This window comes from Exiguobacterium sp. s146 (assembly GCF_018618415.1).
In the GTDB taxonomy this organism is placed as follows: Bacteria; Bacillota; Bacilli; order Exiguobacteriales; family Exiguobacteriaceae; genus Exiguobacterium.
Genome location: NZ_JACSMA010000002.1, coordinates 35763 through 59558 on the forward strand (window position 1 = coordinate 35763; position 23796 = coordinate 59558).

Genomic DNA, 23796 nt, shown 5'->3' on the forward strand with positions numbered 1-23796 from the left:
CAGACGCCGTCAGTTCAGTGATTGATTACATATCGTTTTTTAAAGTTTAAATAGTAAAGGCCATTCCGTTTCTCGAACCCGTTCTTCTCGAGTACATGGCGTACCGCTTCCTGATGCGGACTCGTCGGCGGGATGCCGGCGCGGACGGTATGCCCTTCTTTCAAATCGGATTGCTCGAGCGCGAGGCGGAGCCCTTCTGTCGCATAGCCCTTGTCCTTGAATGGGTCGAACACCATCAAATCGAGCTGATAAACGCGAGCCAGTTTCAAGAGCAAGATTTTCCCGACCGTTTGGCCATCGACGCGGAGGTCATAATAGAAATCCTCCCCGTAACTATGGGCGTCGGCTGAGTACACCTGCTCTTCCCCCATCTCGACAAAGATGCCTTTTAACTCTTCGGCTGACATACCGTAAGAATTTTGACCGTATTTTTTAAAATGCTCATATTCGATCTCATCAATCTGACGAATAGGTTGACGCACGATTTCCATCCCGTGCCCTCCTTAACAGTTATCTCTTAATGTTTCCACATTCATTATATACGAACGGCGCCGTGAAGCGCAAAAGATAACCGAAATCAGACCGGTTCGATATGGATGTGGACCGAATCGACGGCATGATGCTCGTCGAGCTCACGTTCGATATAATCACATAAATCGTGCGCCTCCTCGACGGTGAGGCTTCCTTCGACGGCAATCGTCACATCGAGCATGACGTGATTGCCGAGGTGACGGCCTTTGATTTCACGGACTTCTTTGACGGCATCGAACTGTTGAATCGTCTCCTCATACGAATCGACGAGGTCCGGTGGGAACCCGTCCGAGAGCTGATGCGTCGCGTCGAGAAAGATTTGAATCGCCGTCCGGATAATCATTCCGGCGATGAGCACGGCGAGCACCGTATCCATCCATGGTAATTTAAAGTAGGCGAACAGGACGCCGAGCGTGGCCCCGATTGAAATCATGGCATCGGCGAGATTATCTTTCGCCGCCGCCTTCAAGGCAAGCGACCGGGTCTGCTTCGCCAATCTCGAGTTGTACGCGTATACACCGAACATGACGAGCGCACTTAGGAATGCGACGACGGCCGCGAGCGGATTCGGCTCGACGTATTTGCCCCCGATCAACGTGGCGATGCTATTCAATAGAACGAACACACCGACGGCGACCATGATGAGCGAGGCGACGAGTGCGGCGAGCGTCTCCATCTTGGCGTGCCCATATTTATGTTCCGCGTCCCGAGGCAGCGCGGCGATGCGAATGCCGATATAGACGGCGATTGAAGCGATGATATCGGTCGTATTATTGAACCCGTCGGCGAGGACGGCTTCCGAATTATACACATAACCGAATACGACTTTTAGGACAGATAAGACTAAATACGTCGTGATGGATAAAATGGCGCCTTTGAGCGCTTTTGGTGGATGAGTTGTCGACTGCATCCGACCACCTCCTTTGTAGCTAAGTCAGTATACCAGTCGAATGTCGTGTGGGCATAGAGAAACAGTGTTTCCCTTACTCAAATAAAATGGAATATATTCCCGGTAGTTTCGTCTTTCGAAAATTATGGTAAAGTAAATGAGAAGATACCTAACGGTTACCCAACAAAAGAGGTGAAACGAATGTTTACAGAACGTGATGGAATCAAGCTTCGTTTGGAACAAATTGACAGATTACTCGCCGATTTGAACCGAGAAGCAAAACAATTGATGGCTCGTCTGCGCGAACTCGATGCGAGTGGTGAAAACCCGCATGAAGTGACGCTCAAGCCGGAAGACCGCGATACGCTCAAATCGTCAATCGACGAGACGCTCGAAGCGTTGCAAAGCCGCTCGAAACGCCCGATCAACCCGAACGATGAGAAGAAGAAAGAACTCGCCTCGCATAAGGCGCTCATCGACGAGTTGTCGGATTTACTCAGCAAGAAAAAATGAGACGCCTCCGCGTCTCATTTTTTCGGTAAGGAGATACTATGACATACATCGTAACGACCTGTTTACGCCCGACCGAGGCGATCACCGAACGCGCCGAGGCCCATGCGGCGACGTATGGCGCCCGTTTCGTCACCCGGCGCAAACATTCAATTGAGACGTTGAAACAACGTCACCACGCCGGCGTGCTTGTGTTTGACAAACGTCGTGTCGAATACACCCCGCTCGACGGCGATGAAGCGTTCTTCTTCCATCCATCGAGCTCCGTGTTCCGGGTGAAGCAGCTCGCGCGCGGCGGGAACGACCCGCTCGTCGATGCTGCCGCAATCAAACCAGGTGACCGCGTCCTCGACTGCACGCTCGGGCTCGGCTCAGACAGCATCGTCCTCAGTCACGCCGTCGGTCCGAGCGGTCATGCCGTCGGCCTCGAGAGTGAATTCGTCACCGCGATGCTCGTCAAAGAAGGCATGACCGTCTGGGAAGAGAAACATGATGCGGTCAATGAGGCGATGCGTCGACTCGAGGTCGTCTGGACGGATGCCCTCACATATTTAAAGACGTGTCCGGACGCTTCGTTCGACGTCGTCTACTTTGATCCGATGTTTGAAAAGACGATTTCAGAATCGGTTCACTTGAACCCATTACGATCCCTCGCCAACACGAATCCACTGTCTGTTGAACTCATGACGGAGGCCCGTCGTGTCGCGGCCAGACGAATTGTCCTAAAGGCTCACTTCGAGAGTGAGACGTTTGAAACGTTTGGTTTCACAAGGATTGTTCGCAAAACGTCCAAATTTCATTACGGCATCATCGATGTAGGGACTCCAACCCTTTAGGTCTTAAGGACCAATAGGGACGAAAGTCTCTTTTTTTGATTCTTATTTTCTGAATATTGACATTAATCTGACACAAGTTTAATGTTGGATTCAAGCTCACACAATTTCCCATTATTTTCACAGGAGGTTAGTACAAATGAAAAAACGTTCCATCCGTCGCACGACGCTCGCCGTCGCGCTGACATCGGTCATGAGCGTCAGTGCGATCCCGGCCGTCGGTGCCGCTCCACTCGCCTCTTCACCGTTGCCAACCCCGAGCACGAATGCTCCATTCGATCACAACATCATCGATGAGGATCGACTCGCCAAAGCGCTCGAGAAACGAGGCGTCATCAAAAAAGGGCTTTCGGCCACTGAACGCCAAAAGGCCGTCGATGCCTATATCGAGAAGAAACAAGGAAATGCGAAAGATGTCCATAAGCATGGCTTGAACGATAAAGCCGCTGAAGCAAAAGAGAAGATACATAACCAATTCGAGAAAGAATCGAAGCGGCTCCTCGACAAAGCGAAAAAAGGACAAGCGAACTATCGTAAAGGCAAGCCGAACGGCCAAGTCAAAGTCGATCCGGCCCAGCAGGCTGGCTATAACGGCGCCGTCCGTGAAGACAAAGTACTCGTCCTTCTCGTCGAGTATAGCGACTTCAAACATAACAACGTCGTTCAAGAAGAAGGCTATCTGTATAGCGATAACTTCAGCAAAGAGCACTATGAGCAGTATATGTTCGGCGACGAGTCGTTCGAACTGTTCAACGGTGAGAAGGTCCAAACGTTCAAGCAGTACTACGAAGAACAATCGGGTGGTAGCTACACGGTCGATGGCACGGTCTCAGACTGGTTGACGGTCCCGGGCACGGCGAAAGACTACGGTGGTGACAATCCGGCTGGCGGGAACGATAACATCGGACCTGGTCCACGTCAACTCGTCAAAGACACATTGAACGCGGCGGTCGCGTCAGGATTAGACCTTGCGGATTACGATGAATACGATCTCTATGACCTCGATGGTGACGGCGACTTCAACGAGCCGGACGGCTTGGTCGACCACTTGATGATTATCCACGCCGGTACTGGTCAAGAAGCGGGTGGCGGTGTCCTCGGGGATGACGCAGTCTGGTCACACCGTTGGGTCGTCGGGAACAGCCCTTACCGCGTAGCTGGAACGACAGCAGACGTCCCGTACTGGGGCGGTCAAATGGCGGCATTCGATTACACGATTCAACCAGAAGACGGCGCAGTCGGCGTCTTCGCCCACGAATACGGTCACGACCTCGGTCTTCCAGATGAGTACGATACACAGTACACAGGTCAAGGCGAACCGGTCCAATCATGGTCGATCATGAGTGGCGGCAGCTGGGCTGGTAAAGTGGCAGGTACGGAGCCGACGAGCTTCTCGCCACAAAACAAAGAGTACTTCCAAAAATTGATGGGCGGCAACTGGGCGAACATCACGGAAGTTGATCTTGAAGATATCACGAAACAAGGTTTCGTCTCGAAACTCGATCAATCCGTGACGAAATCGACGAACCCTGGATTGTTGAAAGTAAACCTTCCAGATAAGAAAGTAAAAGGCATCGAACCTGCTTTCGGCGAGTATTACTATTACTCGACAAAAGGCGATAACTTGCATACCGAACTCGCAACACCAACGGTCAAACTCGGTGCGGACGGTACGCTCGCGTTCGACACACGTTTCGATGTCGAGTACGACTACGATTACTTGTACGTAAAAGCACTCAGCGGCGGCAAAGAAGTCGTTCTTGACGTCTATGGCGATGACAACACTGGAAACGGTGCAGAATCGACGAACGGCGCATGGGTGAACAAATCGTACGACTTGTCACAGTTCGCTGGTCAAGACGTACAGATCGTCTTCGAATATGTGACGGACGGAGGACTTGCGCTTGAAGGGTTCGCACTCGACAACTTGTCGATCACGTCAGGTGGTCAATCGCTTCTCGCAGATGATGCGGAAGGCGCAGAGAAAGTCACGCTCGACGGCTTCGTCAAGTCGGACGGCTATGACACGAAACCGCACTACTACTACCTTGAATGGCGTAACCATGAAGGTGCAGACACAGGTCTCTTGAACGGCCGTGGCGTCAAGTACAACACAGGTCTCGTCGTCTGGTATGCGGATGACTCGTTCTCAGACAACTGGGTCGGCATCCACCCGGGTGAAGGTTTCCTCGGTGTCGTCGACTCGCACCCTGAGGCACTCATCGGTAACTTGAACGGGAAAGAGACAGTCGCGGGCAGCACGCGTTACCAAATCGCGGACGCGGCGTTCAGCTTAGATAAGACGCTCCCATGGTACATCGATTCACCGAGCCGTGGCATCTATGACTACAAAGCACAACCAGGCGTGAAACAGTTCAACGACGCCAACACGTACATCAACTCGCTCATCCCAGATGCGGGCCGTAAACTTCCACAATACGGACTCGTCGTCGACGTCGTCGGCGAAGCGAAAGACAACTCGGCTGGAGCTGTTTGGGTCCGGACGAAGTAAGCTTGATTCAACAGACCCCCGCCCTTCTCACCACGAGAAGGAAGGGGGTCTTATTATTCTAAAAAAGCTTGAAATTTCAGATCAGACTGTGTAACATACTAGATGTAACCGCCTCTGTAGGTTAGTGGCAGACCTCAGCAATGGTAATGCTGCAGCACGAGTTCGATTCTCGTCGGAGGCATCAAATGAAGCGACCGTCCCTTTATAGGATTGGTCGCTCTTTCTTTTGGTCATGGAAACTGTCTTGACACGGTTTCCGTTCCTCTATAAACTTGTAAAGTTGACAGAATGAATGATTTGGAAGGAGTACGATCCCCATGCTCAATGAATGGTTATGGATTCCTTCTGCCTTGCTCACGCTCGGTCTGCTCGTCCTCAGCTATAAGCTGTTCGGACGTGTCGGACTGTTCGCCTGGATCGCGATGGCCTCGGTCGTCGCCAACATCCAAGTGACGCAGCAGATTGTAATCGGTGGTTTCATCTTTACTCTCGGGAACATCGTCTACGGTTCCCTTTATTTAGCGACTGACATCTTGAATGAAAAATATGGTCGTCACACTGCCCGTAAAGGCGTCTGGCTCGGCTTCTTCATCTTGATTGTCTCGACCGTGCTCATGCAATTCGCATTGCTCTATGAGCCGTTCGAAGAGGCGCTGTTCATGCATGAGAGCTTCGAGGCACTGTTCTCGATGCTCCCGCTTATCACGCTCGGCAGTCTCGCAGCGTACCTCGTCTCGCAGCTGTTCGACGTCTTCATCTATTCGAAGATTCGCGCCAAGACGGGCGAGAAAAAACTGTGGCTCCGGACGACAGGTTCGACCGTCGTCTCTCAGTTCATCGACACGCTCACGTTCTGTACAATCGCCTTCTGGGGAATGGAATGGGACATCTGGTGGAACATCTTCATCACGACATATGTCGCCAAGTTCATCATCGCCTGGATGGCGACGCCGTTCATGTATTATGCGAAACGGACCGTCCCACAGGAAGACGAGAAAGAAGAAGCAGCTTAAGCAAAACCGCGAGCCGATGGGCTCGCGGTTTTTTTATTTGCCTTTGATATGAAGTCGCACCGCATAAGGGCGTGCATCTTCAAGCGACGATTTTTCCCGACAAACGGTGAGCGCCACGTACGCGTCGATGGCGAGCGCCTCGATGGCCTTGTCCTTCGCCTCGACCTCTAGTATGGTGTAGGGCGGCAGTTGTTCGAGCTTGACCCACTGCCCGTGTAGATTTTTCGCGTAGATGATTGGTTCGTCGATCGAATAGCGTCGCAACAAATCCTTGACGTTCATACAATCCCTCCTTCACCAACTCTGTCTTTCTATTATAGAAAGCGTTTGCAATCCTGTAAACCGCGCTTCCTAAATTTTGGTGGCTTCCCCCCTTCACGATTCACCATAAATAGCCGATAATCTAGGTAGAGAAATGAGGTGAACCGATGCGCTATCGACGACAAGAAACGTTTCGCTATATCTTACCAACTCCCCGCTTCATCCCGTATCGCCTCATCTGGGAAGACAAAGAATTGCATGACGGGGAAGCACAACTGCTCAATATCAGTGCCCACGGTCTGAAGATGCGGTGCGACTATTTATTTCCATTGTCTGAAGGGTTAAAAGTCCAAGTGAAACTGGACCTCGTCCAATTGATTCAACCACTGGATGTGACCGGACACGTCCGTCATCGCGGACAGATGGGAAGCTATTATGACTATGGGATTCTCCTTGAGACGAATTCCGATGAGACCCAACAACTCGTGACGATGATCAAGGCGTATGCTCGAGAAAACCAATGAGAACGTGTCGACTGACACTTCTCATTTTTTGTTCGCCTGATTCCGGGGTATACTAATGAAAACAGAGACAGACGCGAGGTGTAGGTCATGACCAGAAAGTTCTTACTCATTCCATGGGCCGCTGCGATCGCCATCGCGCTCCTCGGCCCGAACGAACCGTTCTCGAGCGGGTTTTTGCTCGACTTCATCACGTATAACACGGATGCCTATGAAGGATATTCACTCTCCTTGTTCAGCATCCTAGGGGTTTATCCGCTCGCCTTGTTCCCGTTGCTCTGGTCCGAGGTGAACCAGTTGCGCCCGAACCCGCTCTTACCGGCTGCGACCGGTTTCGTCGTCGGCGGCTTTATCATCGCGCCGTATTTGGCGTTCGCGCGGCAATCGCCTTATCCGACACCGATCAAACCACTCCCGACACGACTGCTCGGGGTGCTGCTCTTGGTCATCACGATTGGATTGTTCATCGCCGCCTCGACGACCGGCAACGTGGCCGAGTATTGGTCGTACGTCGGACAGAACCAGTTCGTCCGAACGATGACGGTCGATTTCTTCTTGCTCGCCTTCATCCAAATCACGTTGATGAACCGGGATGCCAAACGTTATAAGATGAGCTTGTCGCCTCTACCTTACATCCCGTTGTTCGGGTTATTGTTCTGGTTGATCATTCGCCATAAACAACCTTTCAACGAGGCACCGCCAAGCCGACACAAACTAAAATGAGACGACCCCCTTTCACCTCCAACGTGGAAGGGGTATTTTTATCGAAACCGGGATGATGGTTCCCAAATCGGGCCAGCTCCTCTATAATGAAGATTCAGCTCACAGACGAAAGAAGGTACACCAATGAGATTTTTTAAAGTGATGACGCATACGAACGACAGAGGCGAAGACATCATCTTGAGTGAATACTTCAAAATCAACGACAAACAAGTCGACCAGTTTTTGAAGGATACGCTTGAGCTTGATATGTACGACCAGAAGGTGACACTTAAAGAGTGTCAAATCGCCAAGGACCGTTGGGAATGCCCGGTCGGCGATTTTGTCGTCGTCGAATACTTCAATGAGAAAGAGTTTGACAAGATGACCGAGTATCGTAGCCCGGCACCGAAGAAATAACATGAAAAAGGGATTTCCGACATTTATCGGAAATCCCTTTTTGTATGAAGCGCCGCTCAAGCATCGGCGCCCTTAGTTGGAGTCGTCGTTATCCTGTTCCGGGTCCGGGTCCGGATGTTGTGTCGGTGCCGGTTTTGTGGCTGGATCAGACTGTTCATCCGGTACTGGATCTGGGTGTACCCCAGGCTGTGATTCATCACGTTTCATTGAGCATCCCTCCTCTGCATAATACATGAATTCCACATTCCGTCTTCACTAAAACATCAGTGTATGTCTTTGTTGCCGATGACACGACGCGAGATGGCTTTCTCGATTTCGACGATGACAAAGACGATAAGACCGAACGCGACCGGATAAATCCAGTCTTGCAAATCAAGCGGTGCCGTTCCGAACAGTGTATGCATGAACGGAACGTAGGTGATGAACAACTGTAGCCCGATCAATAATGCGGAAACGACAAAGGCAATTTTATTGTCGAAGAAGTGGCGGTTGAACGCTGGCGCGAGCTCGGTCCGACAGTTGAACAAGTGGAACAATTGCGCCATGACGATCGTGTTGAGTGTGATTGTCTGCAATTTGTCGGTCGAGTAATCGAAATCACCGAGCATATAGTTGATGACGAGACTACCGCCCCCGATCAAAATCGAGACGAACGTGATGCGGAAGACGTAATAGCGACTTAACAACGGCACGTTCGCCGGACGCGGTGGCCGTTTCATCGTGCTCTCTTCTAACGGCTCGAACGCGATGGCGAGAGAGAGCGTGATGGCGACGACCATGTTGACCCAGAGGATTTGAACCGGGCTGAGTGGTGCCGATGCGCCAAGCAAGATGCTCATCGCGACGAGGAGCGCTTGCCCACCGTTCGTCGGGAGCAAGAACAAAATCGTCTTCTTCAAGTTATCGTAGACGCGGCGTCCTTCACGGACGGCGTTATATATCGTCTTGAAGTTATCGTCGACGAGGACCATTTGCGACGCCTCTTTCGCGACTTCCGTCCCTTTAATCCCCATCGCGACACCGATGTCAGCCCGTTTCAAGGCCGGTGCGTCATTGACACCGTCTCCGGTCATCGAGGTGATTAAACCGTTCTGTTGCAGACCTTTGACGAGACGAAGTTTATCGTTCGGGCTCGTCCGGGCGAAGACGTCGTTATGGACCGACGCTTCTTTGATTTCTTCGTCGGACATGTTCGTCAATTCTTTCCCTTCGAGGGCACCTTCGACTTCCATGCCGAGCTCCCGTGCGATGGCGACGGCCGTATCTTTATGGTCGCCGGTGATCATCTTGATGCGGATTCCGGCGTCACGACAAGCCGCGACCGCTTCGATCGCTTCTTGACGTGGCGGATCGACGATGCCATACAAGCCGAGGAAAGTGATGCCGTTCTCGACGTCTTCATGGTCGACCGTCTCTTTCGAGGCGTCGACGCGTTTGAAGCCGCCCCCGAGCACGCGTTGGCCGCGGTCGGCAATCTCTTTTCGTTTTTCATCCCAATAGGCGCGGTCGAACTCCGTGTCTTCCGCCATATCGAACAGGCGGTCCGGGGCCCCTTTGATGAAAATCATGCGCTCTCCTTTATAATCGACGAGCGTCGCCATATATTTGTACTCCGAATCGAATGGAATCTTCGAGATGACGTCCAAGCGCTCAATCGGGCGCTCCGCCTTCTCGGCGAGCGTGAGCAAGCACGCTTCCGTCGGATCACCGTTGACGACCCATTCGCCGCCCTCTTCATACAACTGGGCATCATTACACGTCTTCCCGACAGTGAGCAAATCGATCATCGACTCATCGTCATCCAAATCGAACGGTTGACCGTTCAATTCCAAATCACCGTCCGGCTCATACCCGCTGCCTGACACTTCGATATCGTGTTTGGCCGTGACGACTTGTTTGACCGTCATCTCGTTCTTCGTCAACGTCCCGGTCTTATCGGTACAGATGACCGATACGGCACCGAGCGTCTCGACCGACGGCAGGCTGCGAACGATGGCTTTCTTCTCGGCCATGTTGCGGACACCGAGCGCGAGGATGATCGAGATGACGGCCGGTAATCCTTCTGGAATCGCGGCGACGGCGAGACCGATTGTTGTTAGCATCAACTCGATTGGGTCGAAATCGCGGACGAAATAACCGAACGCGTAAATGACGACAGAGATGACGAGGATGGCAATCGATACCGTCTGACCGAATTTCGTCGTCTGACGGATGAGCGGCGTCTTCACCGTCTCGACTTCAGCGATCGAAGCGTTGATTTGGCCGAGTTCCGTGCCTTCTCCGATGGACGTGACGATCGCTTTCGCGCTTCCTGTCGCCACGCTCGTCCCCGAATAAATCATGTTCTTACGGTCACCGAGGACGGCGTCTTCCGGGACGACTTGAACCTTCTTCTCGACCGTCGTCGCTTCTCCCGTCAATGCCGATTCCTCGACTTTGAACTTCTCGGCTTGGATGACACGGGCGTCAGCCGGGACCTTGTCCCCGGCGGCAAGCACCAAAATGTCTCCGACGACGAGGTCACTCGAGTCAACTTGGCTCTGCTTGCCGTCACGGATGACGCTAGCCTTCGTCTCGAGCAACTTTTTAATGCCTTCTAACGCTTGCTCGGCCTTGTTCTCTTGGAGGTAACCGACGACCGCGATAATCGTCACGACGAGCACGATGACGATTGTATCGATGTACTCCCCTAAAAAGCCGGTGACGACGGCGGCGCCAAGTAAGACGAAGACAAGAATATCATTGAACTGTCGTAAAAATTTTATGATTTCAGGTGTCTTCTCTTTCTCGGGCAATACGTTCTTCCCGTACTGCTCTTGCCGACTTGACACTTCCCCTTTCGACAGACCACTCTCCGTGTCCGTCTCGAGCGAACTCTTTACCGCATCCGGTTCGAGTGCGTGCCAATTTTTGTTCTCCATCTGCATCTCTACTCCTCCTTGGTCATTCCTATATGAAAAGTCTTTCCCCTTTCTGTTCCCACTCCAGGCCGGACTGACACATATGAGCTCGTTTTTTCACTAATTTTATAGATGTTTCTGTTCACAATTTTCCAATTCTCAAGATGGAAACGCTACCACGGAAAAAAGTCGTGTCAGATGGATGAAATGGCTTTACAGAACCGTTCGAATGGTTAACTATAGAGGAAATATAGAACAGAGAGAAAGAGGTACACCATATGGTCATTATTCAAGGTATCGCACTTTTACTGTTGATTCTTGCCTTATTCACATTATTCAGCTACAAAGCCCCGTTCGGGATGAAAGCGATGGGCGCCCTTGCCGGTGCCGCCATAGCCAGTTTCTTGGTGGAGGCGTTCAACGCTTACGCCATCGGCGGCTTGCTCCCACTTCCTTTATATGAAGAAGTCGGACAAGCAGCCGGTTCGTTATCAGGTCCGGCCGCAGCAGCGCTCGTATCGATTGCTCTCGGGATCAACCCGGTCTACGCGCTCATGCTCGGGCTATCGGTCGCCGGCTTCGGGATTCTTCCTGGCTTTTTCGCCGGTTATATCCTCGCGCTCGCCGGTCGAAAATTGGACCGTCACTTGCCTGCCGGTGTCGACATGATCTTTTACGTCATCGTCATGGCACCGCTCGCTCGCCTCGTGGCGACAGGCGTCGATCCGCTCGTCACGAACACACTGACACAAATCGGTGCGGTCATCGAACTTGCCGCGACCCAAAATCCAGTCGTGATGGGGCTTGTCCTCGGTGGCATCGTCACGGTCGTCTCGACGTCACCGCTCAGCTCGATGGCGCTCACGGCGATGCTCGGTTTGACAGGTGTCCCGATGGCTATCGCTGCTCTCGCATTGACGACTTCGATTTCGATGAACTTCTTGCTGTTCAAGCGGTTGAACATCGGGACGAAGAAAGACCAGTTATCGGTCGCCATCGAACCGCTCACGCAAGCCGACCTCATCTCGGCGAACCCGATTCCGATTTACAGCGTCAACTTCGTCGGCGGTGCGATTGCCGGACTCATCGTTGCCATGACCGGCATGGTCAACGACGCCCCAGGCTCTGCTGCCGGGATTCCGGGACTTCTCGTCATGTACGGCTTCAATGACTGGCAGACTGTGACCGTGACGGCGCTCATCTTGTTCGGTGTGGGAATCATCGCCGGGCTCATCGGCAGTAAACTGTTCAGTAACTTCCCAATCACTCGCCAAACTGAAAAAATGGCCGCTTCTGATGAAGAAGCCGCATAATACGAAAGGTTCTCACTCGAGATGGAGTGAGAACCTTTTTGTTATCGTTCCACCTGCACCTCGGTGACCGTCTCTGCGACCGGTGTCCGATAGAGCGGAAAGAAATCCGATGGTCCGTGGCGCAACAAATGGTCTTGATTCAACCGATGATACACCACTTCGTCGAAGACGGCCTGACCGATGTAATACGTGAGCGGCTCATCCCCGGAAAAGCTCTGCTTGAAATCAAAGAGCGCATCTTCCCCGGTCGCACCGCCACCGAGATGAACATACGCCTTGTCCTTCTCGACCGCGCGACGAATCATCTCGCGGAAGAGGAAGTGATTCGGTCGGAGCGCCAAGTAATCCGCATCCGACCCACCAAGATGATAGTGGGCCCCGTCGTCCCCGAACAACATGAATACACCTGCCACGATGAGGCCGTCATGGACGGCGAACAATAGCTCCGTCTCACACGTATCGCTGTTCCACAGGTCCTCGAAATATCGGTCCGGGAAATAATAGACGTCGTTCGCGGCACGCCGGTCCATCGTGGCCCGGTACAGTCGGATGAACTCACACAGTTCATGCGCGTGCCCACAAGCAACCGTCACTTGTTCCCGGACGGCCCGCTTCACGTTCCGTTTTGTCATCTTGCTGAAGCGCTGCTCCAACCGCTCGAACGAATCATCCAGCCGGACATGTACCGTCTGTCGAATCGGGACGGCTGGCCCGAACGCTCGCATCAAATCCGGATCGATGCGACAAGGGTGATAGCGAATCGTCTCGGTGACGGTCGCTTGATTCTCGGGTCGCTGCAGAAAAAGTCGCCGCGCTTCTTTCACGTCCTCGTTCGTGAAGTTGCCTTCACGGAACGGGCCGCCGTAACCGTACGCCGTCACAAGGTCATCATGGCGATGCGCGATTGGACGGCGGATGTACGGGTACAGCAAAATCCCATCATCTTTGGCCGCAACAAACAACTCAGGCTGCTCGCCGGGCTCGCAGTTCGCCACCACATAGTCGTAATGGTCATACGAATCGCAGTTAACCTCGCGTAACCAGTTCTCCCACTCCCAACGGTGTTTCACGATTTGATTGAACATCATCCGTTCCCCTCTTCCTAAAGTTCGTCATTGGTTCGAAGCGTGACAGGACAGTCCGAAGTCGTTTCCTATGTCCTGTTCCCATTCACCACTGACTATTTGAAAGAGCCGGATAGCTTTTTGTTGTTAACAAACATGAAGCGAGTTTGTTCATTCACAATAAAATCATCGTGATTTCTTTTCAATTATTTAAAAAGACGACCGTGCCGAACATGGCAGGTCGTCCTACAGGATTAACTATTGAAGTCGAGGACTCGTTGAGAGCGGGACGACTCACGGGCCATCTCGATAATCCGTGTCGTCAAGAGCGCGTCATGAAGCGGGACGAGCGGACGCCGCGTCGTATAACTATCTGCGAGCGCTTGATAAAACGTCACGTAGCCGCCCGGTTCGATGTCGATTGTCGCTTCCGAATCGATGACGATCGTTCCAGTCTCACGGTCGTGGCATCTGACTTCTCCATGTTTAAGACACGCCTCTTGCGGATCGAGACCAAATTTCAAGAAGCTGCCTTCCGTCCCATGTACTTCGAATCGCGGCGCCTCGATGGCGATGAACGGGTTCGAGCGAAGATAGACCCGTTTCTCTCCATAATGCAACGTCACATGGAACCCATCATCAGATTGGCCCCCGTTTCGTTGAATCATGACATCGCCCGATACCTTGTCCGGTGCCCCGAACAAGACGAGCGCTTGGTCGATCAAATGGCTGCCGAGGTCAAATAGAATGCCTGCTCCTGGCCCAGCGTTCTCGCGCCAGCGGTCACGGACAATCGGACGGAAGCGATCGAACCGGGACTCAAGGACTTTCCAATCGCCGAGGCGTCGTTCTTCCAACAGTCGTTTGACGGTCAAGAAGTCTCCGTCCATCCGCCGATTATGGAATACGTTGACGATGCCGTCGCTTGCCTGTTCGAGTCGGAGTAACGCCTCCCCTTCCTCCGTCGTCACGAACGCCGGTTTCTCGACGAGTACGTCTTTGCCTGCTGTCAGACACCCTTCGACCATGTCTTTATGTAAATGAGATGGTGTCGTGATGACGAACAACGAAGCGTCCGTCGCAAGTGCCTCGTCTAACGTCGCATACACCGCGACATCGCCGAGGACGGCCTGTACATCCTCAGGGCGTGATGAGACGACACCTGCGATTTGGAAGTCATCGAGTTCCTGTAAAAAGGGTAAATGGAATGTCGTCGCGGAAAAGCCGAAACCGACAAGTATTGTATTGATCATCTTGTTTCCTCCCATCAATTCGCTTCTCAGTATATCAAAAAAAGGGGTTGGTTGACCCCTTATGCACTGACACTCTCATCCATATTGTATTCAAACGTGTTGTATCCGTCCCGTGAGTCCACGAAGACGAAGCCAAACCGTGGATAATAACTATTCAAGAACGCATTGTCGGCCACACAGTCGAGTCGAATCGGTTCATGTGTGTCGGCCTCACGCAAGACGTGCTCCATCAGTTGCTGACCGACGCCTTGGCCTTTCAATCGTTCGCTGACGACGATTCGATGGATGTATTGACCGCGTTCGCCATCTTCCCATAAATTGTGATCCCAGTCATCTGCCGGAAGTAAGGCGATCGAGGCCAATACCGATTCGTCTTGCTCGTACACGTAAACGTGTCCCGAGGTGATGTCCGTCTGCACCCGATCCATGAGGTCCTGCTCCAAATATTCCGTCCATTGGTCGCTACCTTGTTGTTTTAGCGCTACGGCTCGTTGTTCGATTAGGTCCGCGATGTGCTTGGCATCGCGTTTCGTCGCGAGTCGAATCATAACGTCCTCCTTTGTATTGCAGTATTTGAAATACAAATATAACGGACCGTTTCGACTCTTTTCAACCATCTTGCTCACGTCATGTGAACGGGACGACCTCGCCACCGTTCAACTGATAACTGTACGACAACGTCGCGTTCAAACTGTGCGATACAGAACAATAGCGTTCGACTGACAACTCGATGGCACGACGGACCCGCTCTTCGGGCATGTCCCCGTCGAGGATGTATAAGATGTGGATGGCCGTGAACTTCTTAGGATGTTCCGTCGCCCGGATCCCGTCGATCTTCATCTCGAACCGGTCGAGCGGCAAGCGCATCTTATGCAAAATCGAGACGATATCGATGCCTGTACAGGCCGCCGTCGCCTGCAGAAGCATCTCGGTCGGCCGTGGACCGGTGTTGAGGCCGTCGACGTCCTCCCCGGCATCGAGCGTCACGTCATGCCCTGACGGTGTCGTCGTCTGGAATGCCATCCCTTGTTTCCAATTCACTTGTAAATGCATCTCAGTCTCCTCCTTATGTTTCGATAGCTTACTATTCCCTTGAATGAGGTATTATTAATCTATGCAGTGAAATTGTCGTTTAGGGAGTTGGTCGCTTGGATTGGTCGGTCATTATTAGTTGGGGACTATATATCGTCCTCGGATTGAATTTATTGTTCGCATTAGCCGTCATATTCGCAGAGCGCCGTGACGTCGGGGCGACTTGGGCATGGCTCCTTGTCCTGTTCTTCTTGCCGATCCTTGGGTTCATCGTCTACATGTTTCTCGGACGTCAGTTGAAGAAGGACAACTTCTTCAACTTGAGTGTCGAAGAGCGCTCGTTCCACGCGCTCCAAGTCGAGAGTCAAATCGATCAAATTCGCCGGAAAGAGACGATGATTGCTCAACCGTTGTTCGAGAAATACGAGCAATTGCTCGAGATGAACTTGCGCTCCTCAAAATCTTTGATTAGTGTCCACAACAAATCTGCCATCATGCACGACGGGGAACAAAAGTTCAAAGCGCTTATGGACGATATTCGAAGCGCCGAGACGGAAATCAATATCCAGTATTACATCATCCAACGGGACGCGCTCGGGAAGGCATTGATCCATGAACTGATCGAACGAGCCAAGGCAGGCGTCAAAGTGAGGCTCCTCTATGACGCGGTCGGTTCGCGCAGCCTCCGCAACTCCGACTTCAAAGAGTTGATTGCCCATAACGGCGAGGTCCGTGTCTTCTTCCCACCGACGCTCGGTTTAATCAACTTCAAGTTGAACAACCGGAACCACCGAAAAGTCGTCATCATCGACGGTAAAATCGGTTACGTCGGCGGCTTCAACGTCGGGACCGAATACCTCGGCCTCGTCGAGAAGTTCGGTTATTGGCGCGATACGCATCTCCGTGTCGAGGGGGATGTCGTCTATCACTTGCAACACCGATTCATTCTCGACTGGAACTATTCCGGCAGCAAGCATCACGACCCGGAGAACTCGTTCTGTTTCGCCCGCCACGATATTAAGGATATGTCTCCAATGCAAATCGTGACGAGCGGTCCGAACTCCGACACGGAACATTTGAAAAACATGATGATTAAAATGATTATGTCGGCAAAGAAACGCGTCATCATCCAGACGCCTTACTTCATCCCGGATGCGAGTTTCATGGACGCCTGTAAGATGGCACTCCTGTCCGGCGTCAAGATGGACATCATGATTCCCGGCAAGCCCGACCACCCGTTCGTCATGTGGGCATCGCTGTCGTTTCTCGGCGAACTGCTCGACTATGGGGCGAACGTGTATATGTACGGACAAGGTTTCCTGCACGCCAAGACGCTCGTCGTCGATGATGAGATTTCAACCGTCGGGACGACGAACTTGGACGCCCGTAGCTTCCGCTTGAACTTCGAAGTGAACGCCGTCATCTATGACGAGCGGGTCGCGCTCGAACTCGCTTCCCTGTTCGAGTCGGACGTCGCCGTCAGCCGCAAGTATACGGTCGACGATTACTCAGCCCGGAAATGGACCGTCCGGATGCGCGAAGGCGTGTCTCGATTGCTCAGTCCGATTTTATAACCTACATCGTTCAGAAGTCGCCCTGTTGTGTCGGATTAGCCATCGACATGATGGGGCGATTTTGATGCGGCGCTGCTAAGAAATCCCTCACCATAAGCTGTGACGATTTCTCGTCAAATTCTAAAAACTGTTAGCATTTAAGAGAATACTCGCTAGTTCTTTCCCGATTTAGGGTATAAAGTATCAGTACGAACGTCCTACATTACCGCTACGGCTAGGAAAGGAGGAAGTATGCGTTCACGCATATGTCATACAATGGCTGATCATGAACCCCTTCACCAAGACCGAGACACCACGAAACCCGATCCTTCCTCATGGGACCAGCTTCCGATTGGCCTGTTCGCCTTCAATCGACACGGCCAGATTGTCAGCTATAACGAAGCATTCATTGATTTGCTTGGCCTGTTGCCGAGCTCGAACTTATCGTTTGAACGATGCTCGTCCTCCTCGTTCGATTTGGCCGCTGCCATCCGCAACGTCTTGAACGGAGAAACGATTCGCATGGCGGGCTGGTACAAAGCGCCGGAGCGGCAACCTCGCTTCATCCGGACGACGATGTCCCCGAGCTTCTCCGCCGATGAACAACTCGATGGCGGTGTCGGCATTTTAGAGGACGCGACCGAACAACGGCGCTACGAAGAGCGGATGGAGCACTTGTCGTCGCTCGACCCGTTGACAGAGCTGTATAACCGGAAGAAAGTCGGTGACGTCCTCTCGACGACGGCTCAAGAGACGGTCGACACCCGAGCACCCGCCGCCGTCATCATGCTCGACATCGACTACTTCAAGCTCGTCAACGACACGTTCGGTCACCCGACCGGGGACCTCGTCTTGCGCTCAATTGCCCAACTGCTCAGGCGCAACATTCGCAAGTCGGACTCGATTGGCCGTTGGGGCGGTGAAGAGTTTTTAATCGTCGCCCCCCAGTCGACGCTCGCCGATGGTGTCCAACTCGCCGATAAGCTCCGGCAGAAGATTAACGCCGAACCGTTCGGCCCCGTCCCGCGCGTCACCTGCTCGTTCGGCGTCAGTTCGCTCGAGGGCGGAAAGACGGTCGAGCAGGCGTTACAAGACGCGGACGAGGCGCTCTATGTCGCCAAGAATCGTGGCCGGAACCAAGTGTCGAGCAAGCGCTAGTTCTCAAAAAAGGATGCTCCCACGCATCCTTTTTTCCTGTTTCAACGACTTCGGCACAAGAAGCTGACATTACAAACTTGAAGTGAATGCTTATAGTTGTTACAGACTTGTTATACCTATTCCAGCCAGAGCATTCAATCGGTCATCAGTCAGTGAAGTGAGCGGTGAACAACAAAAAGGGATGGTGATCTGCCTCGAACAAATCACCATCCCTTTTTCCATTATACGTTGAAGCGTGACACAAGTTCCTGCAATTCTTCGGCCATGTCCGCCAGCGACTTCGCGGACTGGGCGATCTCCTCCATCGATCCGAGTTGGTCCTCGGTCGTCGCCGCCACTTGTTTCGAAGCGACCGAATTCTCATCGGCGATATGGGCGATTTGTGTCGCGGCAGCCGACACTTCTTCGACGTTGGCGGCAATCTCTTCGACCGTCGCCGTCACGTCCTCGATGCGCGGCGTCATCGCCTGCGTCTGATTCATAATCGTTCGGAAACGTTTGGCCGTTTTTTCTGTCGTCTCGAGTCCCGCTTTCGTATGAGCCGAAACTTCTTTCATCAACTGGACCGAACGCTCCGTCTCTTGTTTGATATTATCAATCAACTCGGAAATCTGTTTCGTCGACTGTTGCGATTGTTCGGCGAGTTTCCGCACCTCACTGGCGACGACGGCGAAGCCTTTGCCGTTCTCCCCGGCCCGGGCCGCTTCAATCGCAGCGTTCAAAGCAAGCAAGTTCGTCTGCGTCGCGATGCCATTGATGACGTCGACGATATTCCCAATCTCGTTCGAACGTTCGGCGAGCGAGTGAATGACTTTTCCGAACGTCTCGACCGACGAGTCGATCGCTTGCATCTGGGCCACGTCTCGGTGACCGCTGTCGTCCCGTTCTCGGCCTCGAACGCCGTCTCGCGAGATAACTCAGACACGTCGGTCGAGCTTTCGGCGATGCGCATGATGCCACCGGTGATGGCTTGGAGCGAGACGGCGTTATCGTCGAGTTGACGTTTCGAATCGTCCGCTCCTGCTGCCATCTGTTGGACCGCACCGGCGATTTGTTCCGAGGCGGCCGTGTTCTGTGCCGAGTTCGCCATCAGTTCCTGTGACGAAGCGGCGACTTGTCCGATCGATTGATCGAGATTTTGAATGATGGCACGCAAGGAGCGCGTCATCTCGTTGAAGCTCGCGGCGACACGCGGGCGGTTCAACGTCGGGCTGTCCATCGCCAAACGACCGAGAGAGGTGCGCACGCGCGAGACGTTCGGGCATCGCTCGGCGTACCGCTCTATTTCGCCGACCCGTACGCGTCCTGGCAGCGTGGCAGTAACGAGAACGCCAACGGGCTCCTTCGCGAGTTCTTCCCTAAAGGAACGGACTTCGCGGAGGTCGGTGACGGTGAACTCGCGGACGCGCTCGCCAAGATCAACGGGCGGCCGAGGAAGTGCCTCGGCTGGCGAACGGCACACGAGGCATTCGACGATGAAGTGTTGCGCTTAATTTGACAAACCGTCATCTATAAAAAAAGCCAGCATGTTCGTATGAAGCGAACAAACGGACTTAATCGTTGGTCAAATAGTGAGCCAGATTGTCGAGCGTGGAGCGAAGTCCAGCATCATGGTCTTGTTTTCGAATGCCCGACGGCACGTTCTCACAGACAATCGTGACACGTGTCCCGCCATCGAGCGCCTCCAAATACCACGTCTGGACCATCTCACCGGCAAAGTCCGGGTCTGTGGAGTCGAACGTCCCGATTTGCACGATTTTTTGGCCAGGAACGAGCTCGACGAAGCGCCCGTTCGACACATCGGTCTGAGCTGTCGTTTTGCCAGATGCCATATCTTCCTTTTCATAGGTGAGCACGAGCTGATACACGCCCCCGATCCACGGCTCGAAGACAGGGGCACGAGCCGACATGCCTTCTGGTGGGAGCCACTTGACCAGCTCCTCTTTGTCGAGAAACGCTTGATAAATTCGTTCTGGCGGTGCCTTCATCCATGTCATGGCCGTATCAATCCGTCGATTCATCACATAATCGCCCCTCATATATCGTTATTACTCTATATGTAACCCTCTATTCGCATTCCCAATCCCCATTTCTTAACCCATGATACGAGTCATGGATTGAACTCGTTTTCGGTCCAGCTTTCCAACAGGCGTATAAGGCAGCTCTTCGACGAAGGCGACTTCTCGAGGGAGTTGATAGGTCGCCACTCGTGGGCGTAACCAGCTCAAAAGTGCGTCCTCAGTCATTTTTTCATCGGCATACAACTGCACGTAGGCCTTCAGCATGTGGCCCGCGTAAACGTCCTCTACACCGATGACAGCAACGTCTTCAATGCTCGGATGCTCGCACAAAGTCGCTTCGATTTCCGACGGATAAATGTTGTTACCGGCTGAAATGATCAAGTCGTCGGTTCGTCCGCATAGGAAATAGTACCCGTTCTCGTCCCGGTAACCGATATCGCCAGTTTGAATCCAAAGGTGCGCGCTGTTTGTCATGGACCACTCATTCCGAATACAAAGTTGCCCGACCCTGCCAGCCTCGACTTCTTTTCCATCCACGACCACCTGCAATTGGCTTCCCGGGATTGCTTTTCCGAGCGTGTCTGGATGGTGATTCAAATCTTCGGGTGTCGCGATGATGTTCAAGCCGGCTTCCGACGTCCCGTATAGATTGTATAAGACGTTTCCCAGATGCTTGGTCACTTCTCTCACTAAAACCGGATTTAGTTTTGCTCCTCCGGACGCAATGCAAGCCAACGAACCGAGCGCTTCTCGATCGTGTTTCATCATTTTATGTACCATCAACGGAACGACCGTGACCACTTCCACTTGATGCTGCCGAATGAGGTCACATGCGTTCTTCGCAGCAAAGCTCTCCTGAATGACAACTTTCTTGCCCAAAGCAAGAAAGGACAACAGGATTGCGATGCCGTACCCATGATAAATCGGCGTGGCGATGTAGGCCGTCTTGTAGGTTGGCAGCTGCAATCGATTCAGTAAAGCCGCAAAAGGGTTTAGGAAGTTGAAGAGGGACGGTCGGTGAATCACTTGTTTCGGCTTCCCAGTCGTGCCACCGGTCAACAGGACAATCTTCCCGCTCGAAGAGGCCTTCAATTTTTCTTTTCGATGTGGAACAGATTTTGACAAGCTGTGGATCGATTCTTGTGTGTCATGATAACTGACGAGTTTTGCATGCTGATAAGACGAGTTTTCAATCAATTCACGAAACGCTTCGTCATAAATCAGAAAGTCGAAGTGGTGTTCTTGCACGAGCCGATCGAACTGGCGTTGGCTCATCGAACAATTGAGCAAGTAGATATGGGCACCGAGCCGCGACGCAGCAAATATGCCTTGCACGAACGACGCATGATTTCGGCAGAAGAACGCTACTTTATGACCTTTACGAATCCCATACTTCTCCGCTAATTGGTGAGCGAGATTTTCACAACGTTGCTGAAGCTCCTCATAACTGAACGTTCCGCGACTGTCCACCAAAGCAGTTTTTTGGCCACCAGTCTTTTCCGTCAATGAAAACAGAAGCATCAGGTTGACACCGTGTCGACGAATCGCGAAGCAAAGGCGTGCTACGTTTGTCGGGGAAAGAAAATGGAGTTGCGACAATATGTTCCACAAATTAACCATCGTCCCGGTCACGCTCCTTCTTCTTTACTAACCGGAAGACGATCAACGATAAAGGTGACCTGAAAACGACGGAAGCCCACTCACCTAAAAATAGCCACCACGGTTTATAGACGTTCCGTTTCGTATACAAGGCGTGCCCAATCAATTCCGCCACGTGAACCGGTGACATGGCCGGGTATGTCTGATACGCAATCGTCGGTTCGATCATCGGTGTCCTCACGAGCGGCAAATACAGGGACGTGGTAAATATGTTTTGGAGTCTCAGTTCCGGCTCCGCCGAGCGCAACCACGTGTCAAACGCGGTTTTCGATGCCTGATAGGCAGCCCAATAAGGTAAAGGAAATAGCAGCGCATTAATCGTGGAGACGTTGATGATCTGCCCATTCTTTTGGGCAAGCATCGGAATGAGCGAGAGCAATAGCTGTACCGGAGCAAAATAATTAAGCGCCATCGTACGTGTGAAATCATGGTAGCGATTTAGCGACTTTGTGATCGGACGATTGATGGAAAGGCCGGCATTGCTGACGACGACATCCAATCCGTCCGTCAATTGATGTAGGAACGCCAGCAATTCTGTTCGTTTCTCTTCGTTTCGCAAATCGGCCGGGAATACCGTCACACGGGCTGAAGCCTGTTCAATGTCGACTTTCATGACGTTCATGTTCGCCTCGCTACGGGCCACCAAAATCAGATGCGCAGTCGTATCCGCTAACAGATAGGCGAACGCCTTACCGATTCCTGAACTCGCCCCAGTAATCAGGACCGTCTTCCCATCCAGTTCTTGTTTCATCTTCTCGAAATCGAAGGAAGGCGATAAAAATAGAAACCTCTCCACTAGCGTGTAATTATGCATATAGACAGCACCTTTTTGTAGAATATCGATATTTGCTTAGGGAGCTCCCGACTCTTTTTATAACTATCATGAATCAAATCCGATTGATGAAATCAATAAAGGGAGACAATCACTATCGTCCTGCTCTGCTTTTGTGAATCACACTTTGACTACCCCTTTGATTTATCCATCGAGATACATATCCAGATGTAACAACTCGTCTTGAAGTGACGACAAATCGTCCATCGAATGGACTCCCATTATATAGTCATATCCGAAGAACACTTTGAAGCTAAACTGTTCGTCCGACTCACTCTCTTTATACTCTAACTCAGCGTAAAGTGTATTCCGGAACATAAGGCGAAGCATGTTCGGAATTTGGTCTCGGGACAGAACCTTCCCTGGCTTCACTTTTTTACGAAGGTCTCTCATCCGGATTGGATATAGCTCATGGAACGCGCGTTTCGAAGAAGGTCGATAGTCATAGTCGCGTCGCTCTAGATAGGAGACGGTCAATGTTTTCACGCCTAAGTAGCCTATGATTCGCTCAATCGCTTTGACGTAATTCGATTCCACGCGCAGATATTCCTCTAATGTGAAGACGACTCCGTCAAACGTTCGATTGATGTCCGAGATTTCGGTCCATTCGTCAATCTCACCTCTCGTTTCGGGATGATATTTGGTTACGCTATAGCTATTCATTTCGTCACCTAGCCTGTTCCTTGTTTTGTAGGTAGTCTAAAAACGGACACGACGGTAGCGTCGCGTCCGTTCATGCGCCGACAATGGCGTCGTGATCTCCGTTCGGCCAATCATAGATGACTTCGCGCAGAGCTAGCCAATCTTGTCGCGTAGATGGTC

At 52.2% G+C, this 23796-nt stretch carries 25 protein-coding genes, 1 tRNA gene and 1 pseudogene; 12 read left to right on the forward strand and 15 right to left on the reverse strand.

Annotated features, from left to right (window positions below; genetic code table 11):
• Window positions 1–14: 14 nt before the first annotated feature.
• A complete protein-coding gene (locus tag KNP83_RS06795) occupies window positions 15–491 on the reverse strand; it encodes a GNAT family N-acetyltransferase (RefSeq protein WP_214761764.1) in 477 nt (158 codons plus the stop codon).
• Between the two features lie 86 nt (window positions 492–577).
• Entirely contained in the window at window positions 578–1441 is an 864-nt protein-coding gene (locus KNP83_RS06800) for a cation diffusion facilitator family transporter (RefSeq protein WP_214761766.1), read from the reverse strand.
• A gap of 180 nt (window positions 1442–1621) precedes the next feature.
• Here KNP83_RS06800 and KNP83_RS06805 point away from each other — a divergent pair, with 180 nt between their 5' ends.
• The 5 genes from KNP83_RS06805 to KNP83_RS06825 all read left to right on the forward strand — a co-directional run bounded on the left by KNP83_RS06805 (window position 1622) and on the right by KNP83_RS06825 (window position 6288).
• Entirely contained in the window at window positions 1622–1933 is a 312-nt protein-coding gene (locus tag KNP83_RS06805; RefSeq protein WP_021067357.1) for a hypothetical protein, read from the forward strand.
• A 38-nt stretch (window positions 1934–1971) separates the two neighbouring features.
• A complete protein-coding gene (locus tag KNP83_RS06810; RefSeq protein WP_214761768.1) occupies window positions 1972–2766 on the forward strand; it encodes a class I SAM-dependent methyltransferase in 795 nt (264 codons plus the stop codon).
• A gap of 136 nt (window positions 2767–2902) precedes the next feature.
• Window positions 2903–5275 carry an immune inhibitor A domain-containing protein gene (locus tag KNP83_RS06815; protein WP_214761770.1) on the forward strand — a complete coding sequence of 791 codons (2373 nt, stop codon included), beginning with the start codon at window positions 2903–2905 and terminating at the stop codon, window positions 5273–5275.
• A gap of 110 nt (window positions 5276–5385) precedes the next feature.
• Window positions 5386–5456, forward strand: a tRNA-Thr gene (locus KNP83_RS06820).
• A gap of 136 nt (window positions 5457–5592) precedes the next feature.
• Window positions 5593–6288, forward strand: coding sequence for a queuosine precursor transporter (locus tag KNP83_RS06825; RefSeq protein ID WP_214761772.1), 696 nt, complete (start codon window positions 5593–5595; stop codon window positions 6286–6288).
• Between the two features lie 33 nt (window positions 6289–6321).
• Here the strand turns inward: KNP83_RS06825 and KNP83_RS06830 are convergent, their stop codons facing one another.
• Window positions 6322–6570, reverse strand: coding sequence for a hypothetical protein (locus KNP83_RS06830; RefSeq protein WP_214761774.1), 249 nt, complete (start codon window positions 6568–6570; stop codon window positions 6322–6324).
• 146 nt (window positions 6571–6716) lie between these two features.
• On the opposite strand from KNP83_RS06830, the gene KNP83_RS06835 reads away from it, so the two are divergent.
• From KNP83_RS06835 to KNP83_RS06845, 3 genes are all read left to right on the forward strand, one after another.
• Entirely contained in the window at window positions 6717–7073 is a 357-nt protein-coding gene (locus KNP83_RS06835; RefSeq protein ID WP_214761776.1) for a PilZ domain-containing protein, read from the forward strand.
• 87 nt (window positions 7074–7160) lie between these two features.
• Window positions 7161–7793 carry a hypothetical protein gene (locus KNP83_RS06840; RefSeq protein ID WP_214761778.1) on the forward strand — a complete coding sequence of 211 codons (633 nt, stop codon included), beginning with the start codon at window positions 7161–7163 and terminating at the stop codon, window positions 7791–7793.
• A 123-nt stretch (window positions 7794–7916) separates the two neighbouring features.
• Entirely contained in the window at window positions 7917–8189 is a 273-nt protein-coding gene (locus tag KNP83_RS06845) for a hypothetical protein (protein ID WP_021067350.1), read from the forward strand.
• 72 nt (window positions 8190–8261) lie between these two features.
• On the opposite strand, the gene KNP83_RS15170 is transcribed toward KNP83_RS06845, so the two are convergent.
• Both KNP83_RS15170 and KNP83_RS06850 read right to left on the reverse strand, forming a co-directional pair.
• Entirely contained in the window at window positions 8262–8396 is a 135-nt protein-coding gene (locus tag KNP83_RS15170) for a hypothetical protein (protein ID WP_260570643.1), read from the reverse strand.
• 56 nt (window positions 8397–8452) lie between these two features.
• Window positions 8453–11116, reverse strand: coding sequence for a cation-transporting P-type ATPase (locus tag KNP83_RS06850; RefSeq protein ID WP_214761781.1), 2664 nt, complete (start codon window positions 11114–11116; stop codon window positions 8453–8455).
• A 251-nt stretch (window positions 11117–11367) separates the two neighbouring features.
• On the opposite strand from KNP83_RS06850, the gene KNP83_RS06855 reads away from it, so the two are divergent.
• Window positions 11368–12402: a PTS sugar transporter subunit IIC gene (locus KNP83_RS06855; protein ID WP_214761783.1), complete on the forward strand. Its 1035-nt coding sequence runs from the start codon at window positions 11368–11370 to the stop codon at window positions 12400–12402.
• Between the two features lie 41 nt (window positions 12403–12443).
• Here the strand turns inward: KNP83_RS06855 and KNP83_RS06860 are convergent, their stop codons facing one another.
• From KNP83_RS06860 to KNP83_RS06875, 4 genes are all read right to left on the reverse strand, one after another.
• Window positions 12444–13487, reverse strand: coding sequence for a lipid II:glycine glycyltransferase FemX (locus KNP83_RS06860; protein WP_214761785.1), 1044 nt, complete (start codon window positions 13485–13487; stop codon window positions 12444–12446).
• Window positions 13488–13720: 233 nt separating this feature from the next.
• The gene (locus tag KNP83_RS06865) at window positions 13721–14719 is read right to left on the reverse strand and encodes a Gfo/Idh/MocA family oxidoreductase (RefSeq protein WP_214761787.1); all 999 of its coding nucleotides are present in this window, start codon (window positions 14717–14719) and stop codon (window positions 13721–13723) included.
• A 59-nt stretch (window positions 14720–14778) separates the two neighbouring features.
• The gene (locus tag KNP83_RS06870; RefSeq protein WP_214713666.1) at window positions 14779–15267 is read right to left on the reverse strand and encodes a GNAT family N-acetyltransferase; all 489 of its coding nucleotides are present in this window, start codon (window positions 15265–15267) and stop codon (window positions 14779–14781) included.
• 79 nt (window positions 15268–15346) lie between these two features.
• The gene (locus tag KNP83_RS06875; RefSeq protein WP_214761789.1) at window positions 15347–15772 is read right to left on the reverse strand and encodes an OsmC family protein; all 426 of its coding nucleotides are present in this window, start codon (window positions 15770–15772) and stop codon (window positions 15347–15349) included.
• 95 nt (window positions 15773–15867) lie between these two features.
• On the opposite strand from KNP83_RS06875, the gene cls reads away from it, so the two are divergent.
• Both cls and KNP83_RS06885 read left to right on the forward strand, forming a co-directional pair.
• A complete protein-coding gene (gene cls / locus KNP83_RS06880) occupies window positions 15868–17325 on the forward strand; it encodes a cardiolipin synthase (RefSeq protein ID WP_214761791.1) in 1458 nt (485 codons plus the stop codon).
• 231 nt (window positions 17326–17556) lie between these two features.
• Window positions 17557–18462 carry a GGDEF domain-containing protein gene (locus KNP83_RS06885; RefSeq protein WP_214761793.1) on the forward strand — a complete coding sequence of 302 codons (906 nt, stop codon included), beginning with the start codon at window positions 17557–17559 and terminating at the stop codon, window positions 18460–18462.
• Between the two features lie 221 nt (window positions 18463–18683).
• Here KNP83_RS06885 and KNP83_RS15065 read toward each other — a convergent pair whose 3' ends face one another.
• The gene (locus tag KNP83_RS15065) at window positions 18684–19271 is read right to left on the reverse strand and encodes a methyl-accepting chemotaxis protein (protein WP_353048545.1); all 588 of its coding nucleotides are present in this window, start codon (window positions 19269–19271) and stop codon (window positions 18684–18686) included.
• A complete protein-coding gene (locus tag KNP83_RS15225) occupies window positions 19181–19618 on the reverse strand; it encodes a hypothetical protein (protein ID WP_353048526.1) in 438 nt (145 codons plus the stop codon). The genes KNP83_RS15065 and KNP83_RS15225 overlap by 91 nt, the downstream gene beginning before the upstream one ends.
• Window positions 19619–19687: 69 nt before the next feature.
• Between KNP83_RS15225 and KNP83_RS06895 the strand changes: the two are divergent.
• A pseudogene (locus KNP83_RS06895) lies at window positions 19688–19960 on the forward strand (IS30 family transposase); the annotation flags it as partial.
• A gap of 55 nt (window positions 19961–20015) precedes the next feature.
• On the opposite strand, the gene KNP83_RS06900 reads toward KNP83_RS06895, so the two are convergent.
• From KNP83_RS06900 to KNP83_RS06915, 4 genes are all read right to left on the reverse strand, one after another.
• Entirely contained in the window at window positions 20016–20483 is a 468-nt protein-coding gene (locus KNP83_RS06900; protein WP_214761795.1) for an SRPBCC domain-containing protein, read from the reverse strand.
• Window positions 20484–20555: 72 nt separating this feature from the next.
• On the reverse strand, window positions 20556–22004 hold the full coding sequence (locus KNP83_RS06905) for an AMP-binding protein (protein ID WP_251139273.1): 1449 nt from the start codon (window positions 22002–22004) through the stop codon (window positions 20556–20558).
• A gap of 91 nt (window positions 22005–22095) precedes the next feature.
• Entirely contained in the window at window positions 22096–22893 is a 798-nt protein-coding gene (locus KNP83_RS06910) for an SDR family NAD(P)-dependent oxidoreductase (protein ID WP_251139274.1), read from the reverse strand.
• 225 nt (window positions 22894–23118) lie between these two features.
• The gene (locus KNP83_RS06915) at window positions 23119–23637 is read right to left on the reverse strand and encodes a hypothetical protein (RefSeq protein ID WP_214761801.1); all 519 of its coding nucleotides are present in this window, start codon (window positions 23635–23637) and stop codon (window positions 23119–23121) included.
• Window positions 23638–23796 lie beyond the last annotated feature (159 nt).

What these genes read in the sequence shown, in the direction of transcription:
- KNP83_RS06795 (WP_214761764.1), bottom strand. Translation starts at nt 491, where the DNA reads ATGGAAATCGTGCGTCAACCTATTCGTCAGATTGATGAGATCGAATAT.
- KNP83_RS06800 (WP_214761766.1), bottom strand. Translation starts at nt 1,441, where the DNA reads ATGCAGTCGACAACTCATCCACCAAAAGCGCTCAAAGGCGCCATTTTA.
- KNP83_RS06805 (WP_021067357.1), top strand. Translation starts at nt 1,622, where the DNA reads ATGTTTACAGAACGTGATGGAATCAAGCTTCGTTTGGAACAAATTGAC.
- KNP83_RS06810 (WP_214761768.1), top strand. Translation starts at nt 1,972, where the DNA reads ATGACATACATCGTAACGACCTGTTTACGCCCGACCGAGGCGATCACC.
- KNP83_RS06815 (WP_214761770.1), top strand. Translation starts at nt 2,903, where the DNA reads ATGAAAAAACGTTCCATCCGTCGCACGACGCTCGCCGTCGCGCTGACA.
- KNP83_RS06825 (WP_214761772.1), top strand. Translation starts at nt 5,593, where the DNA reads ATGCTCAATGAATGGTTATGGATTCCTTCTGCCTTGCTCACGCTCGGT.
- KNP83_RS06830 (WP_214761774.1), bottom strand. Translation starts at nt 6,570, where the DNA reads ATGAACGTCAAGGATTTGTTGCGACGCTATTCGATCGACGAACCAATC.
- KNP83_RS06835 (WP_214761776.1), top strand. Translation starts at nt 6,717, where the DNA reads ATGCGCTATCGACGACAAGAAACGTTTCGCTATATCTTACCAACTCCC.
- KNP83_RS06840 (WP_214761778.1), top strand. Translation starts at nt 7,161, where the DNA reads ATGACCAGAAAGTTCTTACTCATTCCATGGGCCGCTGCGATCGCCATC.
- KNP83_RS06845 (WP_021067350.1), top strand. Translation starts at nt 7,917, where the DNA reads ATGAGATTTTTTAAAGTGATGACGCATACGAACGACAGAGGCGAAGAC.
- KNP83_RS15170 (WP_260570643.1), bottom strand. Translation starts at nt 8,396, where the DNA reads ATGAAACGTGATGAATCACAGCCTGGGGTACACCCAGATCCAGTACCG.
- KNP83_RS06850 (WP_214761781.1), bottom strand. Translation starts at nt 11,116, where the DNA reads ATGCAGATGGAGAACAAAAATTGGCACGCACTCGAACCGGATGCGGTA.
- KNP83_RS06855 (WP_214761783.1), top strand. Translation starts at nt 11,368, where the DNA reads ATGGTCATTATTCAAGGTATCGCACTTTTACTGTTGATTCTTGCCTTA.
- KNP83_RS06860 (WP_214761785.1), bottom strand. Translation starts at nt 13,487, where the DNA reads ATGTTCAATCAAATCGTGAAACACCGTTGGGAGTGGGAGAACTGGTTA.
- KNP83_RS06865 (WP_214761787.1), bottom strand. Translation starts at nt 14,719, where the DNA reads ATGATCAATACAATACTTGTCGGTTTCGGCTTTTCCGCGACGACATTC.
- KNP83_RS06870 (WP_214713666.1), bottom strand. Translation starts at nt 15,267, where the DNA reads ATGATTCGACTCGCGACGAAACGCGATGCCAAGCACATCGCGGACCTA.
- KNP83_RS06875 (WP_214761789.1), bottom strand. Translation starts at nt 15,772, where the DNA reads ATGCATTTACAAGTGAATTGGAAACAAGGGATGGCATTCCAGACGACG.
- KNP83_RS06885 (WP_214761793.1), top strand. Translation starts at nt 17,557, where the DNA reads ATGCGTTCACGCATATGTCATACAATGGCTGATCATGAACCCCTTCAC.
- KNP83_RS06900 (WP_214761795.1), bottom strand. Translation starts at nt 20,483, where the DNA reads ATGAATCGACGGATTGATACGGCCATGACATGGATGAAGGCACCGCCA.
- KNP83_RS06905 (WP_251139273.1), bottom strand. Translation starts at nt 22,004, where the DNA reads ATGCTTCTGTTTTCATTGACGGAAAAGACTGGTGGCCAAAAAACTGCT.
- KNP83_RS06910 (WP_251139274.1), bottom strand. Translation starts at nt 22,893, where the DNA reads ATGAAACAAGAACTGGATGGGAAGACGGTCCTGATTACTGGGGCGAGT.
- KNP83_RS06915 (WP_214761801.1), bottom strand. Translation starts at nt 23,637, where the DNA reads ATGAATAGCTATAGCGTAACCAAATATCATCCCGAAACGAGAGGTGAG.